Origin of the sequence: Fumia xinanensis (genome assembly GCF_014384905.1) — a bacterium.
GTDB lineage: Bacteria > Bacillota > Clostridia > Oscillospirales > Ruminococcaceae > Fumia > Fumia xinanensis.
This window is the reverse complement of sequence record NZ_JACRSV010000002.1, coordinates 155,767-176,185: the sequence shown is the minus strand read 5'-3', so window position 1 is coordinate 176,185 and position 20,419 is coordinate 155,767. Positions and strand designations below refer to the sequence as shown.

Here is a 20,419-nt window from a genome sequence, read left to right as displayed (position 1 = left end):
CGTGTAGTGTAGTTTCGTATCGGTGATGCTGGTGTGTGGGGAGATGAAAAATCTGCCATGCCGCAAATCCGCTCAGATTTCCATTCGTGATGCTCTGTTCGCAACAGCACCCTACCGGCTTCATCATTCTGCGTGAGGTCATGCGGAACGGTGGGATATACCGCATTCCGGTGCAGTGGATTCTCACTTCCGTAAATCACCGGGCGGTGCATTGCATTCGGCTTGCGGTGAAAATTTTCATGAATTTCACAAGGATTGATTTCAGGGATGAAAAATTGAGCCGCCCGTGTACGGCTAAAACGGCTTCCGTACGCTTCTGTACGCCGGTTTTGCGTGCCAGCTGTTGATTCAACAGTCAATTTTTCACACTGCCGTGAATTGCTTCACGAAACACACAAGCAAAATCGTATTTTGCGGATGAAGTTAAAAACAGCCGTACAGAGTGTACGGCGTGTACGGCAATTTTGAAGTCCATTCCTCGTTTTCAATACGGCAGCGGATTGACCACTTCAATGCCCACAAAACCACGCACCCGCTTGCCGCCGACATGAACATTGTTGGTGGCCTCCACATTGTAAAGCCGCTCATTTTGTGCAAGCTCGGAACTGAGACGGTTGGCAGACATGGGCTTTTGCGCATTGTCCTCGCACCAACGCTGATACGCCTCATACAGCGCCTTGGAGCTGGCCTCGCTGTCTGCCCGAAAGCGGATATAGCCCTCAGATTGCAGAAACTCAATCACATTGTTGCTGCTGCGCTTGACTGTTTCCATATTCTCTCTGGCCTTGGTGCTGACTGTGAACTGATAGTTGTTTCCAATCAGCCGGTGCAGACCCTCCAGACACCAGAGGAAGATCCCCTCCTTTTCACGCAGCAGCTTGTCCACCAAAAACGGATCGTCCGCTCTGCCTGCGGGTCGGTCTTTGGTGGTCAGCACGATCTGGCGGCGAAAGAAGCCGTCGGACTTGTCGTGCAGGGCGGTGAGCGCACCGTTTCCGAAGCAGAGAAAACGCACATAGAGCTGGCTCTGATAGCTCTGGACGCCTTTGCGCTCCATGTCCATCTTGCACTCAGAGGTCACGATGGATTTGATATAATTGGTCTTGGGCAGGGCGCTCATATCCATATCGTCATCCACCATCAGGAGCTTGTTTTCCAAGTCTGCACGGCTGAACCGGTTGCTCTCCACCTTCTGGATGCTGGTGGTGTTCATGCTGTCGCCCAGCAGGGAGCGCATGACCAGACCGATGCGGCTTTTGCCCTCGCCGCCCTTGCCGATGAGCATGAGCATTTTTTGCCCCTTGGTGGTAGGCAGCAGGCAGTAACCGAGAAATTCCTGCAAGGTTGGAATGTCCTCCGGTTGCAGCAGCTCTGATAGGAATTGCAGCCACTTTTTCGGAGTGGGTGCGTCAGGGTTGTAGGCGACCGCCAGCCGGTTGTTGCAGTAGCTCTTATTGGCGGTAAAGCTGCCGTCCATGAAATACGTCCCATTGGCCACATGGATGCGGTCTGTCTCAATGGGCAGCGGCGGCGAATAGGCTTGCAGCTTGATGCTGGCAAGTAAGTTTGTCACAACCTTGGACAAGCCGGAAGTCAGGCAGCCTGAGATTTCTTCCAGAATCAGGTTGCCGATCTGCCCCTCATCCTCGATCAGCCCGTCCACTGTGAACAGCCGCCCGCGCACGCATTTCATGGGGTGCTTGTCCAAAAACTGCTGGCAGAACAACACCTCATTGATGTGCCTGCCGTCGTACCACTCAGGCCACGCCTGCGGTGTCATATCCATCTTCGGTTTCCTCCTTATGAATTTTCTCTAAGCGCTGCCGCAGCCTGTCCAGCTTGCTGTCTGCCATCTGCTGCTGAATTACCTCGGTACGTTCGTGGGAATCGCCGGAAGTGAGAATCTCCAAGTAATACTCCGCCTCGTCCAGCTTGTGGCAGGCTTCTACAAATCGTTCATTCGGCGCTTCCGCCGAAGATTGCGGCGCACAGCTTACCTTCCAGTCCCGCAGGACACGGGCATAATCGGACAGAACAGAAAAGCACAGCCGCTCGTTTTCCATGAGCTGCTGTGCTTCCGTCTGAATGCGTTTTGCGTGGAGCGCCGCTGCGCTGGGCGGCTTGTCCGGGGTGAGGTGAAAGTCCGCTGCCAGCTTCCGCGCTGCATCGTAGGGCGAAAGCTGAAATAGTCTGCCTACAAAGTCAATCACATCTCCGTGCTCCCTGCAGGCAAAGCAATAATAGTGGTCGTCCGCCACATACAGGCTGGGATGCCGGTCATTGTGGAACGGACAGAGCGCCATACTGTAGCGGTTGACCTCCACGCCGTACCGCTCCGCCGCCTCCCGGCAGCTCACGCCATATTTGACAATTTCAAAAAGATTCATTGTTCCTCCATTTCTGCGCAAAAAACGGCGGCCTGCCCGTTTAGGGGCAAGCCGCCGTTTGCGTCTTATCTTATGCTGATTTTGTTTCTTTCTCTGGCAAGGCCGGTTCAATCTTTGCCTCTCGCAAGGCTTTCTTCCGTGCGCCCTGCCGCTTGATCTGCGCTGCATACCGGCAATCATCAGAGCAGTATTTGACGCTGCTTCGCGTCGTAGGAAACACCTTGCCGCAGTTTTCGCAGGTACACGCCCGGCTGCGGCTCTCGGCCGCCTCCTGCCGGTAGAATTTTGCGCGGCAGTTGGGGCCGCAAAACAGGGTGTTTGTCCGCTTGGAGGCAAATTCCTGCCCGCAGCACTTGCAGGTCAGCATGAAGGGCTGTCCGACAGCGTGTTCACCGGCCTTGATTTTCTGATAGCGCTCCCGGCTGCGGATGCGCTCTTTCTTCAAAAATTCCTGCCGCTTGATCTCTTCCTCGGTCAGCTCCGGTGCGGGAAGCTCAAACTGCCCGATAAAGCGAAGGTGGATCTCCACCTCCTGTACCCGGTCGCCGTCGATTTTTTCCGGGGCGTGGACGATGATTTTCTCAATAAACTCGTTGATCATGGGCGTGGTCAGCTCGGAGAAATCCGTGTACTTCCTTGCCAGCTCCAGAAACTGCTCCACACGGGCACTGTCCTCTGCGAAAGCGGACAGCCTTTCTTCCGCTTCTGTGACAGAGGCTTGCAGCGTTTTTTGCTCGGCTTCGTAATCCGCCAGCAGACTGTCAAAGCGTTCATCGGTGATGCGCCCGACAGCAAAGGATTCATAGAGCTTCTTGATGATGGTATCCAGCTCAAAAATCCGCTTTTTCTCCTTGTTCAGCTTCCGCTTGGTTTCCTTGGCGGCTTCCGCCTGGCGCAGCTGGGAGGCGGAGCGTACCTTCTCCAGAAAAGCGTCTCGGTCGGAGATGGCAAAGGTGCTGGCAGCCCGGATGGTTTCCAGAATCAGCTCCCGCAGCGCTTTGGTGCTGATATGATGTCCACAGCAAGCGGCGGAGCGCTTTTGACCTGCCAACTTGTATGTGGAGCATTCAAACGCATCGTAGGGATAAGGTTTGCTTTCTGTCCCTCGTGACCGATGGTTATACATCTTTGCTCCACAGTCAGCACAGAACACAAGCCCTGTCAGGGGATTCGCCTCACCCAGCGTGTCATGCCGCCGTGGCGTTTTCCGCAGCTTCTGTGCCAGCTCCCATGTTTCTGCATCCACGATGGCTTCATGGGTGTTCTCGAAAATCAGCCAATCCTCCGGGGGATTCATCACCGCATTCTTGTCCTTATAGGACTGCTTGTGGGAACGGAAATTCACAGTATGCCCCATATACTCCGGCTTGGAGAGAATCTGCCCAACGATGTAGCCGCTCCAGTTATACGGGTTGGGGAACTCCTCCTTGCTTTTCCAGACACCCTTGTTCTGCTTGCCGAAGTAGACCGCAGGCGTGTCGATCTTGTCATCGAACAGAATACGGGCGATGTCGTAGGGGCCTTTGCCCTCAATGGTCAGCTGGAAGATACGCCGCACCACGGCAGCCGCTTCCTCGTCGATCAGCCAGTGGTATTTGTTCTCCGGGTCTTTCTTATAGCCGTAGATGGCGCAGTTGGTGGTTGGCTTGCCGGATTCCCCCTTGACCCGAATGGCGGTTTTCTGCTTGCGGCTCAGGTCACGAAGATACCATTCGTTCATGATGTTGAGGAAGGGCGCAAACTCGTTGCTGTTCTGGTCATCACTGTCCACGCCGTTGGCAATGGCAACAAAGTGGACGCCATGCTGCCGGAAGAATACCTCTGTGTAAAAGCCGGTTTGCAGATAGTCACGCCCCGCCCGGCTCATATCCTTGACAATGACATGGGCCACCTTGCCTGCTTCAATGTCCGCTACCAGCTGTTTCCATGCTGGACGCTCGAAATTGCCGCCGCTCCAGCCGTCGTCGGTGTAATGGCGGCAGTTGGTGTAGCCTCTCTGCTGGGCGTAGCTTTCGAGGTATTTTTTCTGATTGACGATGGAATTGCTATCACCTGCGTTGTCATCGTCACGGCTCAGCCGCTCATACAGAGCGGTGATCTTTTCCTCAGTCTGTTTCATGCGCATTCGGCGCTCCTTTCAGACTGACGGCTCATTTGTGGCATCTTCATTATACCACAAGTGCCGTCATTTGTAACCCCTTCATTGCGGATCATCCGCAGAATCTTTTCCTCCATAGTCTCCGCTGCTGTTTCGCTGAATGCGACCCTTACCTTATAGGTGGTGCCGCCGATACGCCGAATGATGAACTGTTCTTGCTTCGTTTGCTCCATAGGCTTCCTCCTTGCGTAATTTGTTGGTTTTTGGTATAATAAATCTGGTTCCGTTGGTTGTAAGCCAAATGTGTCTTTGCGCTGGTTTCCCATGTTCAGTTTCCCCTTTTTCTCTGTTGATAGCTTAAAAAGTAACCTGTGTAACTTGTGTGCAGATTACCTTTCTACTAATAGGAGAAAAACGGGGTGTAAATCGGAACTGTTTTTTTAGAAAAAGAAAAATATTTTTCGAGGAGGTGAAGCTGTCGTGGAACCATGGGAGGATGAACTGCTGTGGGATGATGATTTTTCCGATGAGGAAGAAGAATTAGAAGATCTGCCCGAAGATGCCGCTCTGGAACTGACCGAGGATGGCTTTGCCGATTGGGCGGACGCTTCTGACGGTGCGCCGGAGGATGAGCGCTTGGAGGAGGCGCTGGCAGAGGAACGCACGCTGGAGCTGGAAAGCGAGCTGGAGCAGGACGAGCATCCCAGAAACTATGCCGCCGAGCTGGAGGACGAGGAAGAGGAAGCCGCGCCCACCAGCGAAAAACGACTCAAGCGGGAAATTCGCGCAGAGGCTCTGCGGCGGCTGGAGGAAGCAGCCCGGACGGAATCGGATTTTTTGACTGTGGTAGACGAGTGGAACAAGCTGGACAGAAATCGGGAACGCCGGGAGCGTGACCACGAAAACCTGCGTGGGGATGTGCCGTTGGAGTTTCGGGCTGTGCCAGAACCGAGAATTGCTCCCCTCTGGATGAATCTGCCAAGGTTCCGCCAGCTCTGTCAGGGAAATTTTCTCGACATCATCTTCTCCTGCCCCTATGAACTGCACGAGCTGACCGCAAATTGCTTTCTCTCCAAGCTCTTTTTCACGCTCAGTGATGAACAGAAGGAGGTACTGTATTACCTGTTCGTCAAGCAATACAGCACCACAAGGCTTGCTGCCATCCGTGGGCAGTCCGACCGGAATATCCGAAAGCTGCGTATGACCATTCAGAAAAAGCTGCAAAGGCGGATGTATGAGCATCTGAGCGAAAAGCTGGAAAAGGACTACAGCATTACTCTGCGGGAGCGTGAGTTCGTAGAGGAATATGAAGCACTGCTGCAAACCATGGGCAAGGATGCCGTGATCCGCCGGGAAAACAAAACCAAACCGAGAAAAAAAGAAAACCGTCCTTGACGGAGCCAAGGACGGTTGATACAATAGTAATATGGTTAATATATAGTTGGATTACGAGCAGAGAGGAACAGTACCATGAAGAATCTCTTTGAGCAGTCCCGTTCCCATTGGGTGCGGTATGACCGCTATGAACTGAAAACTGCCGCAGACGGAAAGCGGTATATCACGCCGGGGAAGAATACCAAGCCCGACATCTATAATCCTCTGAAGGAAGCGCCGGGAATCGTGCTGGATGCGCTGAATGTGGGTATGCTGATGATGAACCGCAGTCCGGAGGACGAGGTGCAGAAGGCCATTCTGGAGTTTGTAACCCATTACGGCCTGCTGGGTCTGATGACGGCGCTGCCCACCACAACCTCCTTCATGGACTATGAGGCGGTGTATCTGCCGAAAAATCACTTCATCAAGGCAGAATCCATGGAAACCGAGGACTATTTGGCGCTGTTCTATCCCTTTGACCAGCTGGATCTGGTCAAGAAGGGCATTGAGTCCAGATGGAGCGTGTCCGGCGACAACATGATGGTGGCGCTGACCATGACCTTCATAAACGAGCCTATGGCGAAAACCATGAGCTTCCAGCGAGAGTATGCTGAGCCTTACGATTGGGTGGCGCAGCAGTTTAAGGACTGGGCCTTTACCCTGACCACATCCATTTTGTATTACAACGATTATGATCTGATCGACAAGGATACAAGAAATCTGTACCGTATGGGTATGGCCGCCTTCGGCGGCATTGCACCCAGCTATCATATTGAGCTGCTGGACAAGCCGACCATCTATTGGGACTTCCATTCGTTGCTGCTGGGCATTCAGATGATGTTCAGCTTCCTGCTGGTGGACGGAGAAAAGCCCCTGCGGCTGTGCAAGCACTGCCAGAAGGTATTCCTGAGCAGCCGCTCCAATTCCGCTTTTTGCAGTCCCCGGTGCAAGAATCAGTATAATGTCTATAAGAGCCGGGGGAAGAAAACCAGCGAAGAAGATTGATAGAACAATCACAGGAGATGTTGTATGTTTACTTTGATAGACTTTGAAAACTGGGAGCGCAAGGAACATTATCTGCATTTTTACAATGATGTGCGCTGCTCCTATTCTACGTGCGTCAATATCGACATATCAAATCTGAACGGGCAACGGCTATATCCGGCAATGCTTTGGCTGTTGACGCAGACCGTCAATGAAATGCCAGAGTTTCGCACCGCTCTTACAGAAAAAGGACTTGGCTATTTTAGTGAGATGCACCCTGCATACACTATTTTCAATCAGGAGCAAGAGACGTTTTCTGGGATATGGACAGCGTACAAATCAAATTATACTGCTTTTCTGAGCAGTTACGAGGCTGATGTTGCGAAATATTCCTCATCTGAAAAATATGCCCCGAAACCCGAAAGGCCCGTCAATTCATTTGATGTATCCATGATTCCATGGTTTTCATTCACAGCATTTAATCTACAAGTTTTCGGTGACGGAAGCTATCTGCTTCCGATTTTTACAATGGGAAAGGCTTTTGATGCAGGAACGAAGAAGATGCTTCCATTAGCAATTCAGGTTCATCACGCAGTTTGTGATGGATACCATGTCGGACGGTTCATCGAATTGTTGCAGAAGAAAATCATTGGTTTTGATTCCGGCTGCAATTCTGCCCCCTCTGATATATCTGCGACGGTGAAAGGACGAATAAAATGACAGATAAAGCACTTTGGGCATTTTCAGACACGTCAGGAAATTGCAGCAACACAATATCTCTTTGCGAGGCAACTAAGGAAGATGCACCGTTTATAGCTGCGATCTACAATCAGGCAATTCTTGCGGGAAACTGCACTTGTGATACAAAAACAGTCACTTCCGAAATGCGTGAAAAATGGATTTGTCAGCACGCTGCCGATGGTTATCCGGTGTATTTATGTCTTGAGAATGGGATACCTGTGGGCTATGGCTATTTAACAGCTTACCGACAGGGTCGTGAAGCTGTTAATCATGTGGCGGAGGTCAGCTATTATTTGGACTTCTCGGCACACGGGCGCCATATCGGCACTCATCTGCTTGCCGCATTAGAGCAACAGGCAAAGAAGCAAGGACTTAAAGTTCTGATTGCAATTCTCGTTGGCAGCAATCGGCCAAGCGTTGGCTTATTGGAGAAGTATGGTTATGTGGAATGGGGTCGGCTTCCGCAAATCGTACATTTGGGTGATCGGCATACCGATCACTTGATATACGGCAAGTATTTGTAAGTGTAGGACGGTATCATATCAAGCGGAATATACGAACGGGAGTATTTCATCAAGCGAGGTTTTTAGAAAATGGTCGAGAGAATTTATCACGTTGGATTAACTGTATCTGATTTAGATCGCTCCATTGCTTTTTACAGAGACATCCTTGGCCTTGAATTCCAAGGAGAAATATTCATGGCTGGCGAAGAAACAGACAGGTTGTTTCGAATGAAAGATACAAAAGCGAGAGTAGCTTATCTGAACGGCTCTAAAGCTATTGAAGCGCCACCAATCGAACTGATTCAGTTTGTGGACAATAAAGTAAAAAAAGTGAAGGGGAATCTATTTACAACATCTATCTCAGAAGTATGTTTCTATACGGATGATATTGAGCGTGTTTATAATAGTCTTATCGAAAATCATGTAGAATGCTTATCTGAACCGCAGTATTTCGATTTCCGGGCAAACGAATTAGGAGAAAGCAGGGCTTTTTATTTCAGAGATCCCGATGGGATTGTACTTGAAATGATGCAACCTATTTGAAGATAAAGCCCAATTGGGGAAAATGCCCGTTATCGGCCATACAGCCAATAACGGGCATTTGTCATTCATATACAAGCTCGGTTAAAACAATTTCCTCTGCACGGCTGCGGATGCTGTTCATCCGGCGCACCCATTCCATCTGGTCAGCAGCTTTCAGGGCTTCGGTTGCACCCTCTTGCTTCGCCATAGCAGAAACGATGATTTCCATTCGCTCATTGCAGGTTTGGTCGATCTCGGCAAGGTGCCGGTGCAGCGTTCCACTTGTAAGAAAATTTGCATAGAGGACAGGGCGATGCTCTTTCAGATAGCTGCGGCGCATACGCCCGTATTTGCCTATCTGATATTCGCCGTCATCCGGTAAAGTAATGTTGGGAATGAAATAATCGCCCACTTGACGGTATGTACCGCCCATTTCTTCAAAGATAGTTTTCATAAAATTCAGCTCCTTTTGTGTTGATTTCCAGCGGTTATAAGTCTTTTTGACTCCTTTCTTACAACTGCTTTTCAATTTACCACAAATGAGCCGCAGTCATATGTATTAGATGGCAGAAACCACCCTTTACATATTAACTCTTGGTTGGTAATGGAATTGCTCTCCCCGTCGAGTGCGTCATCTTGGCTCAAACGGCAATATAACGCTGTGATCTTATCTGGCTGCTGGTTCATAGTAGCTCCTTTCCTCCCGTGTATCGGGATAACAGCCAGGTAAACGGTTGCCTATATTATAACGCGCCGTTCCTCTTTTTTCAGCAACTTTCATTCTGTTGCCTCCAAATTTCCCGCCATGATACGGCGCAGCTTGTCCAGTACGCTTTCCGCCTCTCCCTCCGCATAATGGGGGATGACATGATAGACCGTATTCCCTTCAACGGCAATCATTTCTTCTGTGCTGAAATCAAACTCGAAAACGCCGTCTTTGAAATGCTCTGCCACACGCTCGGCAATTTCCGGTTTCAGATTTTTGGGAAGTTCACTGAAATCTGCAGGTTTACGCAATCCCATCACGCTCCTTCCTTGCAGGTAAAATATTCAGCGTAATGACCGCCGGACGGCCAAGCCCCTGCTTTCTGCGGAGAATCAGGCCACAGCGTTCTAATTCCTGAAATGCCCTGGTCGCCACCTGCCTGCTCCTATGCAGCTTTCCTTTTGCTTCTTCCAGCGTAAAGTAGAGACGAATCCGCCCGTCCGGTTCTATGTATCCGTTTTCTCTGGAAATACCCGCCCGGTCTAAGAGCAGGGCATACAGTACCTTTGCGTCGTTGGATAAGTCCATCGGCACCAGAAAACGGGGAAATGGCAGATAGGGCGGTACGCCGCTGTCCTCTTTGTAAGGCGTCAAAAAATCATTTTGCATCATATACTCCTTTCCATCAATCCATCCCTGATTGATTGGATTGATATTGACTATCTTGTTATTAACTTCTTCTCTTTAATTTCCATCTAAATATGGGTCGTCAAGACTATCTGGAAATCCATCGCCGGAAAGAGAGGAACAGGGCTGTCCGGAGCGTCAGGTTTTCCAGTCTCTGAGAATCCAGTATTGGAGAATCCCATATAGGAGGAAATGGCAAAAGCGGTAAATTGGCAAAGTAGAAATCAACACCTGAATGGGAAAATCCCGTTTAGGTCAAAATCGTCCTGCGGACAGTTAAAAACAGGTTTTAGAGGGGAGCAGGGGATATATCCCTCATACCCGTTGACCGCAGCCTGAAACGCCAATAATCTCAAGGCTTTTTTGCTTCTAATTGTCCGCATAGGAGCCGCCTTTTCCTGTCGCTGGCTGTTTTCTGTCCGCGGTGGATTTTCTTTGCACAGAGCTTACAGTATTTCGCCCGGTTGGAACCGGGAAGGAATGATTGGCCGCAGACCACGCAGCGTTTTAATTCCTCCTGGAACAGCAACGCCGTTTCCAATGGCCTGTCCAGCGGCAGGACAGCGCAGCGGAACCATTTGCAGAGAAGCGAATAGGAAATACTCTGGACACAGACACATTCCTCCCCGTCGTCCAGAAGAATACAGTTTCCGTTATCGTAGTTGCAGCACTCGTGTACCAGTTTACGCATCCGGCGGTACTGCGGATAATTCATCACCGGAATCTGATTGTGGATAAAAACACCTCCTTCTTACCGTAAAAAAATGTCCCTCTACTATACATTTCATTTTTGAGGGGAAATAGGACGGTCAATTTTGCACAAAAAATATCTTTCTATTGTTCAATTCATTTTTGAGACGAAATTACGGGGGCATTTTGCAAATTTCACAAAAAATTCATAATTGCCGTGTACAGGTAAGTTGTTATAAAATAATCCCCTCATATATCTGTACATTTTTTAGGGGAAAGTTGCCGTCTGAATAAAAATTTGCAAAAAAATTCGCCGCAGTTGTTCCTACGACGGATTTTATGGAGCAGACAGATATTCAAATTTATAACCGATTCCGGCAACGCTCTCGACGTAATTTGGCAGATCAGGCTCAAACCTTAGTTTCTTCCAAAGTTTACTCACATGGTTATGGATTGCCTTTCTTGAACCTTGACAGCATAATGTCAAGGTTACTTGTCGGTAAATTTGTGCGTCCATTGTAAAGGCATACGAAAAGCGGAACAAAAATGGTTATCCCGAAAGTCTGATTATCCCGAATACATCATAGAAAGCCAGCGACAGAGGCATTTTTGAAAGAAATGTTCGGGATAATTTTCCCTTGCAGCACAAGCTGTAAAGTCTCCCTAATGTTCCTTCACCACCTACCATATCTAATAAAGGCCACAGGGCAAGCAAAATCTTACATTGTGGTCTATATTACGGCACTTCAAATTTATAACCAACGCTGACAACACTTTTGATGTAGCCTGGAGAATCCTGTGTAACTTTCAGTTTTCTCTGCAGATTACTCACATGGTTATTGACTGCTTTTCGGGAATAGAGCGAATAATCCTCATTCCAGACCAATTCCATAATCAACTCATAAGTAAATACACGCTTCGGGTGAGCGATTAACAAAGCAAGGATGTCAAATTCCTTAGCGGTTAATTCAATTATCTGCTCGCCAATACATACAAGCCGTTGTTCCTGGCAGAAGTATAAATCACCTATGCGAATCTCTATAAACGGTTCATCAATGACTGTCTGCAACTTATAAGTTTCGGAAATGATACATTGGCTGTCAGCAAGATTATTTTGTTGTTTCTGGGAATCGAGAAGATAGTTTACCAATTCCTGACGCTGACGGGTGCTTAACAACATGAGCAGCTTTTCTGCAATTATGCCGCCCGGTTCTGATATATCAAATACAGCTAATTTCCCATGTCGTCACCTCCATCAGTGTAGGTATTTGTGCTTTCATTTCGACTGAATAAAGTTGTCATTCGTCACTGTTAGCTTGACTATATAAAAACATATCCCCTTATAATACGGAAACAGTTTCTTGTTTAATAAGAATATTTTTTCCTGTAATGTATCAGGCAGATGGCAGATACGACAAACATAATTCCCTCTGCGACAGGTACAGCCAGCCATACTCCTGTTATTCCCCAAATGTGAGGCAGCAGCAAGATACCCCCAGCTAGCAGGCCGAATGTCCGCAAAAAGGAAAGAACTGCAGATACTTTTCCGTTTGACAATGCTGTAAACATTGCGGATGTAAAATTATTCAAACCGCAGAATAGAAAGCTATATGAAAAAATAGTGAAACCATTCGCCGCAATTTGATAGACTTCCGATGTATCATCCGCAAACAGCCGTACAATATAGGAGCCTCCAAACATGGAAACCGCAAATATCAGCACCGATGCCGCCGCAATAAACCGCATACTGATAGAGAAAACCTTTTTTTGCTGAACCTCATTCCTGTTTCCATAGTTAAATCCGATGATAGGTGCTATTCCCATAGAGTAGCCGATATACAGCGTGTTCAGCAGGAATTGAGAGTAAATAATAATCGTGATTGCCGCAACGCCATCCTCTCCCAGCAGGTTCATCATAGTGCGGTTGAACAAAAATGTTGTGACGGCTGTTGCCAACTGGCCTACCATTTCAGAGGAGCCGTTAAAACAGCTTTCTCCGATGACTGCCAATTTCAATTTTGGCCTTGTGAAAGACAGCGTTCCTTTGTTCCGAGCAAAATATGCCAGCCCAGTGACTGTGGGAATCAGATAACCAAAGCCTGTCCCCAAAGCTGCGCCTTGGATACCCAGACCACAGGGGACAATGAAGATATAATCCAAAATTATATTTGCCACGCCCGCCAGGACAGACAGCCCAAAACCAAGGCCCGGTTTTCCAGCCGTCACAAACAGGTTTGAAAACAGCGTTTGCAGTATATTGGCTGGAATGAATAGAAACAGCACCATGAGATAATCTTTGCAATAGGGAAAGAGCAGATTACTGGCACCAAGAGCATAAATAATGTTGTCAATCCAGATCGTCCCACCCAAAAGAATGAGAAACCCAATCACCGCACCTGTGATAATAAGCAAGGTGAAATCTTCCTTTGCCTCCTGATTTTTACCTGCCCCCATTTTTCGGGAAACAATCGCGTTTCCGCCCGTTGCAATCATGGTAGCCAGTCCCACCGTGATGTTGATAATGGGGCACACGATATTGATAGAAGAAAGCGCATCCGTATTCACAAACTGTGCCACAAAGATCGTATCTACAATGGTGTATAGTCCCATAAAAATCATCATTACGATGGTAGGAAATGCAAATCGCAGAAGCGATGCCGCACTCCATTTTTGATCTAAAATGTTATCGTTCATCGTCGCCTTTCTCCTGTTTTGGTGGTAGAATGAGCCGCTGGGTGGGATAGCCAAATTCAGTGAGAAGCTCTGACTCGGCAAAACCCAGACGTTTATAGTCCTCTCTCTGTCCCGTATCAGCTTTATCTCCCTCGCGGAAAGTAGTAATACTGATTTCATGACCTACAAATATATTGCACATCATAAAGTCAAGGAAAGCCTTTGCCACTCCATAATGCCGGTATTGCGGATGTACAGCCAGAAAGTCGATGCTTCCGGTCTGATGGGAAAATGCAGCGGCTCCAATTATGGTTGAGCCATCCCGCATAATAAGGGCTTGCCGCTGTCCGACATATTGCCTGACTTGTTCCAGATGGGAACTTTCGTCAAGGCAGGGAAAACCGTCAATGACAAGTTTAATAAAATTCATCCAGTCGGGAATATCTGCCAGCGTAGCATAAGAAATCTCTTGCATGATCGTATCAGGAACAGTTGGATTTTTGTTCAATGTAAATTCCAGTTGCAAAGGATAAAAGACTTCGTTTTGTCTATATTCCAGCGGCGTTTGCTTATACATGGATTTGAAGATGGAAGTAAATGCCTGTTGACTCCCATAGCCAGCAATCAGCGCAATTTCGATAATCGGCTTTTTAGAAAACACCAATAGCTTTGCCGCCTCGGTCAGCTGCCTGCGCTGGATATAGTCGTGAAGTGTGATCCCAACTGTATCTGTGAACATTCGGTGCAGATGGTACTTGGAATAGCAAACCGCATTTGCAACAGTGTCTAAATCTAATTTTTCATTGAGATGCGCTTCAATGTAAGAAATCACTGCCGCTATATTCTCAACTTTATAGCTGTTCATGGTTTCCCTCCTTTCTGCTTTCATTATAACAAAGCGAATCATGCCGCTTTTCATTATTCTTGCTGTCTTTTCATATATCATATGCCCAGGAACATCTACTCCGGGACAGGTGACAATGATCTGTTTATCCCCCTGTGCCTGTCGCCAGAGCAGCATATTATCTTTGAACAAGGCGTTCACTCTGCCGGTATTCTTCAGCCGTTGCAGATTGGGCTATATGGATTTAGCTCTTTCGGAAAAAGCGTTCACAGTGCTCGTAAGGAGGCAGCCCCTTATCGGTGATTTCAATATCATCAGCTTTAATCATACCGTACAAATAGTAATCGCAGTATGTGTTTACCATTTTACCCTGAAGATCAATTTAAGCGGCTTCACAGAGCGAGATAAATACTGGCCGTTACTGCCCAAATAAGAAAAGGTAATGATTCTTCCAAAGAGATACCGCCGCCTTTTCCCTGTGTAGCATAAATTGGGATTCCTGCCGCACTAATGCTATCTAAATCTCTGTAAATGGTCCGAGTAGAAACCTCGAATTTGTTTGCCAGTTCAGGAGCCGAGGATTTTCCGTTTTCCAATAAATAGTAAACAATTTGAAACAGCCTTTTCATCTGCATACCGTACACCTCCGTCTTTATTATAACGCAAAAAACTTGACAAGTGTATGGCAGGTTAATCCATAATATTTCCTGTTATGACGGTATACGCTTCCTGAGATTGATGAGTCTAAATACATCATCCATAATTCCTCTATCCCGTACATCCAGCATCAACCATTTCTGTCCATTACCGGTTTTCGTGTTTTTGAATACTGTCTGCACATAGTCGGAACATTGCGGCATAAGAAACTCTGCCTCCGTAAGTTCATGACTTCCTACAACCACGAGAGCGATAAAATAGCCTTGCATTGGATAGAGCGTACAAAGAGACTTTCCACCTTTTTTATACTTAATATTCCAGCCTGCCTGCATGGAACAACAACTGTGTTCCACGCAGGGTTCAATCCGATAGGCGGACTGGATACGGTTATTAAAATCTATCCATAACGGATTGTTAATGTATTCTGTGACTTGCTCCAGCGATGGAGATTTTTCATTTGAATATAGCACATTCCAATCCATTATAAATTCTCCCTTAGCATTTATTTTCCAGCGGCAGAGGCTTAACCCAAATTCCCATACAAGCCATACCCTCCAAGTCACGGTAATACTTTTCTGCCGAGAAAGGCTCCGTGGTTAAATTGTGGCGGGGCAGCCATATACCAAAAAGGTATTTGCTGGCCTGATCTAAAGCGACCGTTACCAAATCCTCAAAATTTTCTGCTTCGACTCTGCAAACGATGTATTCTCCTGCCGAGAGTTCTCTCTCAACAAACCCATCCTGCAGCCGATCCGGAATATTTTGAACAAGGCCACCTGCAAAATAAGTGAAAAGGTTTTGTGCAGTACCTTCCGTATGGGACATTCCCATTTCTACAGTAGTATTTAGATTGGCTTCGATTGAAGCCTTCTCCATGTGATAACGCTTCCAAAGCTGTCCTGGCACATCTACACCTGTGCTTTCACCAACCGGTATTTGTTCAGAAATGCGAACTTCCGTTTCCAGACCGAAATAAATTTCCGGTTTTTCCAATGTCTTTCTCTGGATCTCCAGGACGATATCTCCTACCACCAGCGGAACCCCTTCGTCTACTAAAACATAATTCATGGAAACTTCCGGCTTGTCAAATGTATTGAGCATTGGTAAATCCCTCCTGTAGCTTTCAGGCGTAATCCCATACGTTTCCTTGAAAGCCCGTGTAAAATTCGCATGGCTTGAAAAGCCATAGTCCAGGGCAACGTCAAGAATCCTCTGTTCGGTACTTTTCAGATTTTCAATAACCTTTGCCAGACGGCGGAGCTTCACATATTCCTGAACCGGTTTATTTACCAGCCGCTTGAACAAGCGCTGAAAATAAAAGGGGGACAGACCTACAGTATTTGCCAGTTCTTCCGTTGAAATTTCTTTTGTCAGGTGTTCCTCGATATAAGTCAAGGATTGTTCGATTGCTTCATATGCGTGCATTGCGGCACCTCCTATATTTGATGTTCAAATTATATCATTTTATTTTTTGCCGGGCTTTTCACGCAATGCGCTTTTTGATTAGGAAAATGCACTTTGTAAAATAGAAACCTTAAACCACCTCAATTCGTAAAGAAATAATGTGTGTTACTTATTAACTGTTTCTGCTAATTTTTTTATTTCACTCTCGTTTATTTCTGGTTCAGTAAATCCCTCATTAAAGCCGTCAATCTTTTTCAGAGAATGAAACAATTTTCTATATAGAACATTCATTTTTTCGTAGTCCATCTTGCCGCCGACTGAGGTTACATAGGAAGCATGGTTTATTAGCTCTATTGGGTAAAGTGTTTCAAAAAATCCCTCTGTATCTTTCGGGGTATAGCAACAAACGAACAATCCAATCTTCATGTGTAATAGCTGTTTTAGATTGCGTTTACAAAATTGCCTAATTTCTTTTTGGATTTTACCCATATACACAGAACCGCCAATAAAAACAGCGTCATATTGAGACAGATTGATTTTATCTGCTTTTGCTGAAAGTATGTTTACTTCACCATGAAGATAAGTCTTTAGGATTTCTGCGCATTCTTTTGTACAGCCGTATTTTGTGGCGTACACGATTGCAGTTTTCATTAAATTGCCTCCTTACGGTAAATCATGTCAAACTGTTCTATATGTTTTCCCAATATTTCTTTTGCCTCTTTTTCCTTTTCAGCAATGCCGTCATATTTATTTAGCAAAAGAAAAATCGGCGAAAAGAATTGTAAAGCCATGACTTCGGGACTGGCTTGCCGCATGAAGCCTTGTTTTATCATTTCTTCAAATAGTCTAGCTTGATACGAAATAGCAGTATCAATATAAACTTCTCGATATATGCGGTCTATTTCCTCATTTTTGTATTTCTCAATGGAAAGCATTTTACGAAACTGTGAGGCATAGGGATCTTTCAAGTAAAAACAAAAAATATCACTACTAATTTTTTTCAAAACCTCGTTGCCACCTGTTGCGTATTCCCTTGCCATTTCTCGCAATTCGCCATTTGGAAGCTGAAAAGAAGTAGCCGCATCCCTAAAACGTGATTGCATTGTGTCTACCAACGTATCAAAGATTTCTTGCTTGCTTTTGTAATGCTTGTATAAAGAGCTTTGCTTAATTCCGACTTCTGCCGCAATGTCACGCACTGTTACACCGTCATAGCCTTTATCAGCAAACAGCTTTAGTGATTCAAATAAAATGGTTTCTTTCGTATTTCTTTTCGCCATGCCAATACCTCACTTACATATAATCAAAACGAGTAGGAACAGAATTGTAAAGCCATATACGAGAACCCTCAATAAATGCAATTTGAACAATACTCACAACAGCAATAATGAAAAAAATATTTTGCCTGTATACCGGTTTGAAGATTGATATTATCCCAAGCACCCATATAATCACACTTGCCACCCAAAAGACAATGGATTGAATGCTGCTAACGGAAAACAGCTCCATTCCTACACTGCCATCAGTAGCATAGATAATAGAGTTGGAATACAGATCGCGGACGTTCGTAAAATACCACAACGTACCGTGAAGCAGGATAAAGAGTAGAATAATCATACCCCATTTTTGGATTGCCGCTCGGTTTAAATATCCCCATATTATATAGCCGAGATTTGCCCCCAGCAAAAGCGTACTGATAATTGCAACGCTGTTCCCAAAGTACAGTTTTAACATAGTCTTAAACTCCTTTCTGTTTGGCTACCGTTTGTTCTCTTTCTATTTTAGCTACTTTTTGTTCGCCTGTCAAGTCCTTTGCAGAGATTATAGAAAACTCTTTGTGGATATATGCTCTATTCATGTCAATAATATAAGTGCGGCTAATGCGATTCAGACAATAGCTATTTTCACTTTACGGCGGTCTTGATTTGTTCAAAACCGCCGTAAAAATCAGAACATGGGATAAAAGCTGCCGGACAGCGGCTTTTTTCTTTTGCCGTCGTCCGGCAGGGGCTATATGGATTTAATTCTTTCGGAAAAAGCGTTCGCAGTGCCAATAAGGGGGTAGCCCCTTATCGGTGATTTCAATATAATCAGCTTTAGTCATACCGTACAAATAGTAATCGCAGTATGTGTTTACCATCTTACCCTCACGGATAAGGCCCTCGCGCTTGAAGCCTGCTTTTTCCAAAGTTTTATACGATGCAATATTTTGTACATGAACATCCGCCCATAAACGCTGTAATTCCGTTTCTTCAAAGCAGAAGATAGCTGCTCTCGCCAGTGCTTCTGTCATAAGTCTATTACCTTGATAGGCAGGTGAAAGGCGAAATGCCACTTTTGCCATGCGGTCATTCTCAATGAGATATACCCACATATCGCCAATAACTTTATTATCCTGTTTGTGTACAACACCCCAATGAAAACTTTTCGTAGGTTTCTCTGGCTTTTGGAAAAGTAATTCTGGATTTAAGTCGCTTTTTCCGGGACGTTTGCCCCAATACCGGTAAACGGAACTGTCTCCCAGCCATTCTTTCAAATCCGCAACATCTTCTTTTCGCAGAGGGCGCAGGATAAGTTGCTCCGTTTCAAGAATAGGTTTATCCTGAACAAAATCCTGTAATTTCATAAGCGCCCCCTTAAAAGTTGAACACCTGTCCCCAATCGAAACAGCCGGACGCTTCTGTACTTTTCGGCCATTCGCTGCACCATACGGGAACACCGGGCGTTTCTACCCTGTCAAAACTCGGCGTGTAGGGCTTGATGTCAAGTACGGGTGTATTGTCGTTTGCGTCAATGAATGTAACACGAATCATGCCGTTGGTGAAATCAATGTTGATAATTTCGGACGCTGTTAATGCAATAGGGTTCGGACGTGCAGGAGATCGTGTTGCAAATACACCCATGACTTCGGGTGCGCCTTCATAGGGCTGTTCTGTCTGTAATTCATTTCGGTCTGCATCGTTGTCGCAATCGCTGAACCACCAGAGGACATTGATGTGGCTGAAGCCCTCTAAGGCTTGCAGTCCAGGAATGTACTCCGGTTCTAACTGAATAAATGTGCCGGTTTCATCATTCTTTACTTTGCCAATGGCTTTTAATTGATAAGTCATATTTTCCCTCCTTGCTATGTTGGTAAAACCAGTATAAGACCTCACATCATGTGAGATGCAACAGGGAAAAATAAAAAATGCCCTGCATTTTTCACAGGACATTTCAAAGTCTGTACAATCATGTTTGTTTCAGCGGTATTTGAAGCTCAATCAAATATTTTTCAGGATTACTTTCATTCCACGGGCCCCTATGCACGATTTGACGCATCGGGTTAGACATTTTGTATTCGCTGTTTTTCTGCAGCCATTCGGCAAAGGCAAGGTAGGCTCCTTTTATATTCGCAAAATCACCGTAGACCATTGTGCAAGCCATATACGGGACCGGTTCTGTCATACGAAAACAAAATGGATCTTTTGCCGTTCCCATTTTCTTTACCGGAGCGCATAGCTCAATATCAACATCTGTCTCCCGAAATTCTGTATCGTGATAAATGGAAAATGTATTGCCCGTTATTTCTATTTTTTGCGCACCTGTAAAAGCAGAAAGTTCTTCCCATAAGTCGCCCTCGGAATAGTAGTTTGGTACAACTTTCCGCAGGGATAGCACCTGATACGCAGGGATCGACTTAACGGAGATGTTATAACGCGGTTCTCCTTTACCACCCTGTATTTCACTTTTTGCAAGTTCAATCTTCCGCAGTTTTTCTCGTTCGGCCTGTATTGCATTTTCTATCTCTATGCGCTTTTTGTCAAGCTGCGCAAGGAGTGATTGCTCATCCAGCGTCAGGGCAAGCGCGATTTCTGAAACATTCAGCCCACTATCCCGCAAATACAGGATTTTATTTAGACGCGGTATTTGCTCCACCGAATACAGCCGGTGACCCGTCCACTTGTCAACCTCTGCTGGCGTCAGAATGCCCGCCTCATCATAATAGCGGAGCATACGAATAGATACCTGCGTCAGCTTTGAAAATTCTCCTATTCTAAACATCGTTTCACCACCTACTCTAACTATATTTGTACTTTTATCTCATCACAGCTTTATATGTTACTTGCTACATCCTATTGTACCGTCTTTCGTTCAGTCTATCAATGCTGT

At 46.3% G+C, this 20,419-nt stretch carries 25 protein-coding genes; 5 read left to right on the top strand and 20 right to left on the bottom strand.

The features are described from left to right. Positions 1–484 precede the first annotated feature (484 nt). The 4 genes from H8710_RS07495 to H8710_RS07480 form a co-directional block, all read right to left on the bottom strand. Positions 485–1,786, bottom strand: coding sequence for a DNA primase family protein (locus H8710_RS07495; protein WP_249294877.1), 1,302 nt, complete (start codon positions 1,784–1,786; stop codon positions 485–487). Then, complete coding sequence (locus H8710_RS07490; RefSeq protein WP_249294876.1) at positions 1,758–2,387, bottom strand: CHC2 zinc finger domain-containing protein; 630 nt, start codon at positions 2,385–2,387, stop codon at positions 1,758–1,760. Before H8710_RS07490 ends, H8710_RS07495 begins: the two co-directional genes overlap by 29 nt. Positions 2,388–2,457: 70 nt before the next feature. Next, entirely contained in the window at positions 2,458–4,512 is a 2,055-nt protein-coding gene (locus H8710_RS07485) for a DUF4368 domain-containing protein (RefSeq protein WP_249294875.1), read from the bottom strand. Further along, positions 4,503–4,718 (bottom strand): transposon-encoded TnpW family protein, encoded by a 216-nt coding sequence (locus tag H8710_RS07480; RefSeq protein WP_249294874.1) that lies wholly within the window; start codon positions 4,716–4,718, stop codon positions 4,503–4,505. The genes H8710_RS07485 and H8710_RS07480 overlap by 10 nt, the downstream gene beginning before the upstream one ends. 247 nt (positions 4,719–4,965) lie before the next feature. Here H8710_RS07480 and H8710_RS07475 point away from each other — a divergent pair, with 247 nt between their 5' ends. The 5 genes from H8710_RS07475 (at position 4,966) to H8710_RS07455 (ending at position 8,630) form a co-directional block, all read left to right on the top strand. Next, positions 4,966–5,880 carry a sigma-70 family RNA polymerase sigma factor gene (locus H8710_RS07475; RefSeq protein WP_249294873.1) on the top strand — a complete coding sequence of 305 codons (915 nt, stop codon included), beginning with the start codon at positions 4,966–4,968 and terminating at the stop codon, positions 5,878–5,880. Between the two features lie 75 nt (positions 5,881–5,955). After that, positions 5,956–6,864: a recombination protein NinG gene (locus H8710_RS07470; protein WP_249294872.1), complete on the top strand. Its 909-nt coding sequence runs from the start codon at positions 5,956–5,958 to the stop codon at positions 6,862–6,864. A 24-nt stretch (positions 6,865–6,888) separates the two neighbouring features. Continuing rightward, positions 6,889–7,563, top strand: a complete 675-nt coding sequence (locus H8710_RS07465) for a CatA-like O-acetyltransferase (protein ID WP_249294871.1) — start codon at positions 6,889–6,891, stop codon at positions 7,561–7,563. After that, positions 7,560–8,108 carry a GNAT family N-acetyltransferase gene (locus H8710_RS07460; protein WP_249294870.1) on the top strand — a complete coding sequence of 183 codons (549 nt, stop codon included), beginning with the start codon at positions 7,560–7,562 and terminating at the stop codon, positions 8,106–8,108. Before H8710_RS07465 ends, H8710_RS07460 begins: the two co-directional genes overlap by 4 nt. 69 nt (positions 8,109–8,177) lie before the next feature. Then, positions 8,178–8,630, top strand: a complete 453-nt coding sequence (locus tag H8710_RS07455) for a VOC family protein (protein WP_249294869.1) — start codon at positions 8,178–8,180, stop codon at positions 8,628–8,630. Between the two features lie 61 nt (positions 8,631–8,691). Here H8710_RS07455 and H8710_RS07450 read toward each other — a convergent pair whose 3' ends face one another. The 16 genes from H8710_RS07450 to H8710_RS07375 form a co-directional block, all read right to left on the bottom strand. After that, positions 8,692–9,063 (bottom strand): TnpV protein, encoded by a 372-nt coding sequence (locus H8710_RS07450; protein WP_249294868.1) that lies wholly within the window; start codon positions 9,061–9,063, stop codon positions 8,692–8,694. A gap of 323 nt (positions 9,064–9,386) precedes the next feature. Further along, on the bottom strand, positions 9,387–9,632 hold the full coding sequence (locus H8710_RS07445; protein WP_008689511.1) for a hypothetical protein: 246 nt from the start codon (positions 9,630–9,632) through the stop codon (positions 9,387–9,389). Further along, entirely contained in the window at positions 9,619–9,987 is a 369-nt protein-coding gene (locus H8710_RS07440; protein WP_230104801.1) for a replication initiator protein A, read from the bottom strand. The genes H8710_RS07445 and H8710_RS07440 overlap by 14 nt, the downstream gene beginning before the upstream one ends. A gap of 367 nt (positions 9,988–10,354) precedes the next feature. Then, positions 10,355–10,717 (bottom strand): cysteine-rich VLP domain-containing protein, encoded by a 363-nt coding sequence (locus tag H8710_RS07435; protein WP_117772514.1) that lies wholly within the window; start codon positions 10,715–10,717, stop codon positions 10,355–10,357. Between the two features lie 711 nt (positions 10,718–11,428). After that, positions 11,429–11,872, bottom strand: coding sequence for a winged helix-turn-helix domain-containing protein (locus H8710_RS07430; RefSeq protein ID WP_249294867.1), 444 nt, complete (start codon positions 11,870–11,872; stop codon positions 11,429–11,431). Between the two features lie 185 nt (positions 11,873–12,057). Further along, positions 12,058–13,386, bottom strand: coding sequence for an MATE family efflux transporter (locus tag H8710_RS07425; protein WP_161874125.1), 1,329 nt, complete (start codon positions 13,384–13,386; stop codon positions 12,058–12,060). Continuing rightward, positions 13,376–14,401: a GNAT family N-acetyltransferase gene (locus tag H8710_RS07420; RefSeq protein ID WP_488154046.1), complete on the bottom strand. Its 1,026-nt coding sequence runs from the start codon at positions 14,399–14,401 to the stop codon at positions 13,376–13,378. Before H8710_RS07420 ends, H8710_RS07425 begins: the two co-directional genes overlap by 11 nt. A 200-nt stretch (positions 14,402–14,601) precedes the next feature. Next, positions 14,602–14,844 (bottom strand): helix-turn-helix transcriptional regulator, encoded by a 243-nt coding sequence (locus H8710_RS07415; protein WP_161874124.1) that lies wholly within the window; start codon positions 14,842–14,844, stop codon positions 14,602–14,604. Positions 14,845–14,919: 75 nt separating this feature from the next. Beyond that, a complete protein-coding gene (locus H8710_RS07410) occupies positions 14,920–15,348 on the bottom strand; it encodes a DUF3788 domain-containing protein (protein WP_249294866.1) in 429 nt (142 codons plus the stop codon). Between the two features lie 13 nt (positions 15,349–15,361). After that, positions 15,362–16,291, bottom strand: coding sequence for an AraC family transcriptional regulator (locus H8710_RS07405; protein WP_249294865.1), 930 nt, complete (start codon positions 16,289–16,291; stop codon positions 15,362–15,364). Between the two features lie 144 nt (positions 16,292–16,435). Beyond that, entirely contained in the window at positions 16,436–16,921 is a 486-nt protein-coding gene (locus tag H8710_RS07400) for a flavodoxin domain-containing protein (RefSeq protein WP_249294864.1), read from the bottom strand. Beyond that, positions 16,921–17,550: a TetR/AcrR family transcriptional regulator gene (locus H8710_RS07395; protein ID WP_008689492.1), complete on the bottom strand. Its 630-nt coding sequence runs from the start codon at positions 17,548–17,550 to the stop codon at positions 16,921–16,923. Before H8710_RS07395 ends, H8710_RS07400 begins: the two co-directional genes overlap by 1 nt. Positions 17,551–17,563: 13 nt before the next feature. Further along, positions 17,564–18,004, bottom strand: coding sequence for a hypothetical protein (locus H8710_RS07390; RefSeq protein ID WP_249294863.1), 441 nt, complete (start codon positions 18,002–18,004; stop codon positions 17,564–17,566). A 286-nt stretch (positions 18,005–18,290) separates the two neighbouring features. Beyond that, on the bottom strand, positions 18,291–18,896 hold the full coding sequence (locus H8710_RS07385) for a GNAT family N-acetyltransferase (protein ID WP_249294862.1): 606 nt from the start codon (positions 18,894–18,896) through the stop codon (positions 18,291–18,293). A 10-nt stretch (positions 18,897–18,906) separates the two neighbouring features. After that, the gene (gene tsaA / locus H8710_RS07380; protein ID WP_249294861.1) at positions 18,907–19,380 is read right to left on the bottom strand and encodes a tRNA (N6-threonylcarbamoyladenosine(37)-N6)-methyltransferase TrmO; all 474 of its coding nucleotides are present in this window, start codon (positions 19,378–19,380) and stop codon (positions 18,907–18,909) included. A gap of 118 nt (positions 19,381–19,498) precedes the next feature. Further along, a complete protein-coding gene (locus H8710_RS07375) occupies positions 19,499–20,311 on the bottom strand; it encodes a MerR family transcriptional regulator (RefSeq protein ID WP_249294860.1) in 813 nt (270 codons plus the stop codon). Positions 20,312–20,419 lie beyond the last annotated feature (108 nt).

Coding starts and splice junctions, on each gene's coding strand:
- H8710_RS07495 (WP_249294877.1), bottom strand. CDS start 1,786: ATGGATATGACACCGCAGGCGTGGCCTGAGTGGTACGACGGCAGGCAC.
- H8710_RS07490 (WP_249294876.1), bottom strand. CDS start 2,387: ATGAATCTTTTTGAAATTGTCAAATATGGCGTGAGCTGCCGGGAGGCG.
- H8710_RS07485 (WP_249294875.1), bottom strand. CDS start 4,512: ATGCGCATGAAACAGACTGAGGAAAAGATCACCGCTCTGTATGAGCGG.
- H8710_RS07480 (WP_249294874.1), bottom strand. CDS start 4,718: ATGGAGCAAACGAAGCAAGAACAGTTCATCATTCGGCGTATCGGCGGC.
- H8710_RS07470 (WP_249294872.1), top strand. CDS start 5,956: ATGAAGAATCTCTTTGAGCAGTCCCGTTCCCATTGGGTGCGGTATGAC.
- H8710_RS07465 (WP_249294871.1), top strand. CDS start 6,889: ATGTTTACTTTGATAGACTTTGAAAACTGGGAGCGCAAGGAACATTAT.
- H8710_RS07460 (WP_249294870.1), top strand. CDS start 7,560: ATGACAGATAAAGCACTTTGGGCATTTTCAGACACGTCAGGAAATTGC.
- H8710_RS07455 (WP_249294869.1), top strand. CDS start 8,178: ATGGTCGAGAGAATTTATCACGTTGGATTAACTGTATCTGATTTAGAT.
- H8710_RS07450 (WP_249294868.1), bottom strand. CDS start 9,063: ATGAAAACTATCTTTGAAGAAATGGGCGGTACATACCGTCAAGTGGGC.
- H8710_RS07445 (WP_008689511.1), bottom strand. CDS start 9,632: ATGGGATTGCGTAAACCTGCAGATTTCAGTGAACTTCCCAAAAATCTG.
- H8710_RS07440 (WP_230104801.1), bottom strand. CDS start 9,987: ATGATGCAAAATGATTTTTTGACGCCTTACAAAGAGGACAGCGGCGTA.
- H8710_RS07435 (WP_117772514.1), bottom strand. CDS start 10,717: ATGAATTATCCGCAGTACCGCCGGATGCGTAAACTGGTACACGAGTGC.
- H8710_RS07430 (WP_249294867.1), bottom strand. CDS start 11,872: ATGTTGTTAAGCACCCGTCAGCGTCAGGAATTGGTAAACTATCTTCTC.
- H8710_RS07425 (WP_161874125.1), bottom strand. CDS start 13,386: ATGAACGATAACATTTTAGATCAAAAATGGAGTGCGGCATCGCTTCTG.
- H8710_RS07415 (WP_161874124.1), bottom strand. CDS start 14,844: ATGCAGATGAAAAGGCTGTTTCAAATTGTTTACTATTTATTGGAAAAC.
- H8710_RS07410 (WP_249294866.1), bottom strand. CDS start 15,348: ATGGATTGGAATGTGCTATATTCAAATGAAAAATCTCCATCGCTGGAG.
- H8710_RS07405 (WP_249294865.1), bottom strand. CDS start 16,291: ATGCACGCATATGAAGCAATCGAACAATCCTTGACTTATATCGAGGAA.
- H8710_RS07400 (WP_249294864.1), bottom strand. CDS start 16,921: ATGAAAACTGCAATCGTGTACGCCACAAAATACGGCTGTACAAAAGAA.
- H8710_RS07395 (WP_008689492.1), bottom strand. CDS start 17,550: ATGGCGAAAAGAAATACGAAAGAAACCATTTTATTTGAATCACTAAAG.
- H8710_RS07390 (WP_249294863.1), bottom strand. CDS start 18,004: ATGTTAAAACTGTACTTTGGGAACAGCGTTGCAATTATCAGTACGCTT.
- H8710_RS07385 (WP_249294862.1), bottom strand. CDS start 18,896: ATGAAATTACAGGATTTTGTTCAGGATAAACCTATTCTTGAAACGGAG.
- tsaA (WP_249294861.1), bottom strand. CDS start 19,380: ATGACTTATCAATTAAAAGCCATTGGCAAAGTAAAGAATGATGAAACC.
- H8710_RS07375 (WP_249294860.1), bottom strand. CDS start 20,311: ATGTTTAGAATAGGAGAATTTTCAAAGCTGACGCAGGTATCTATTCGT.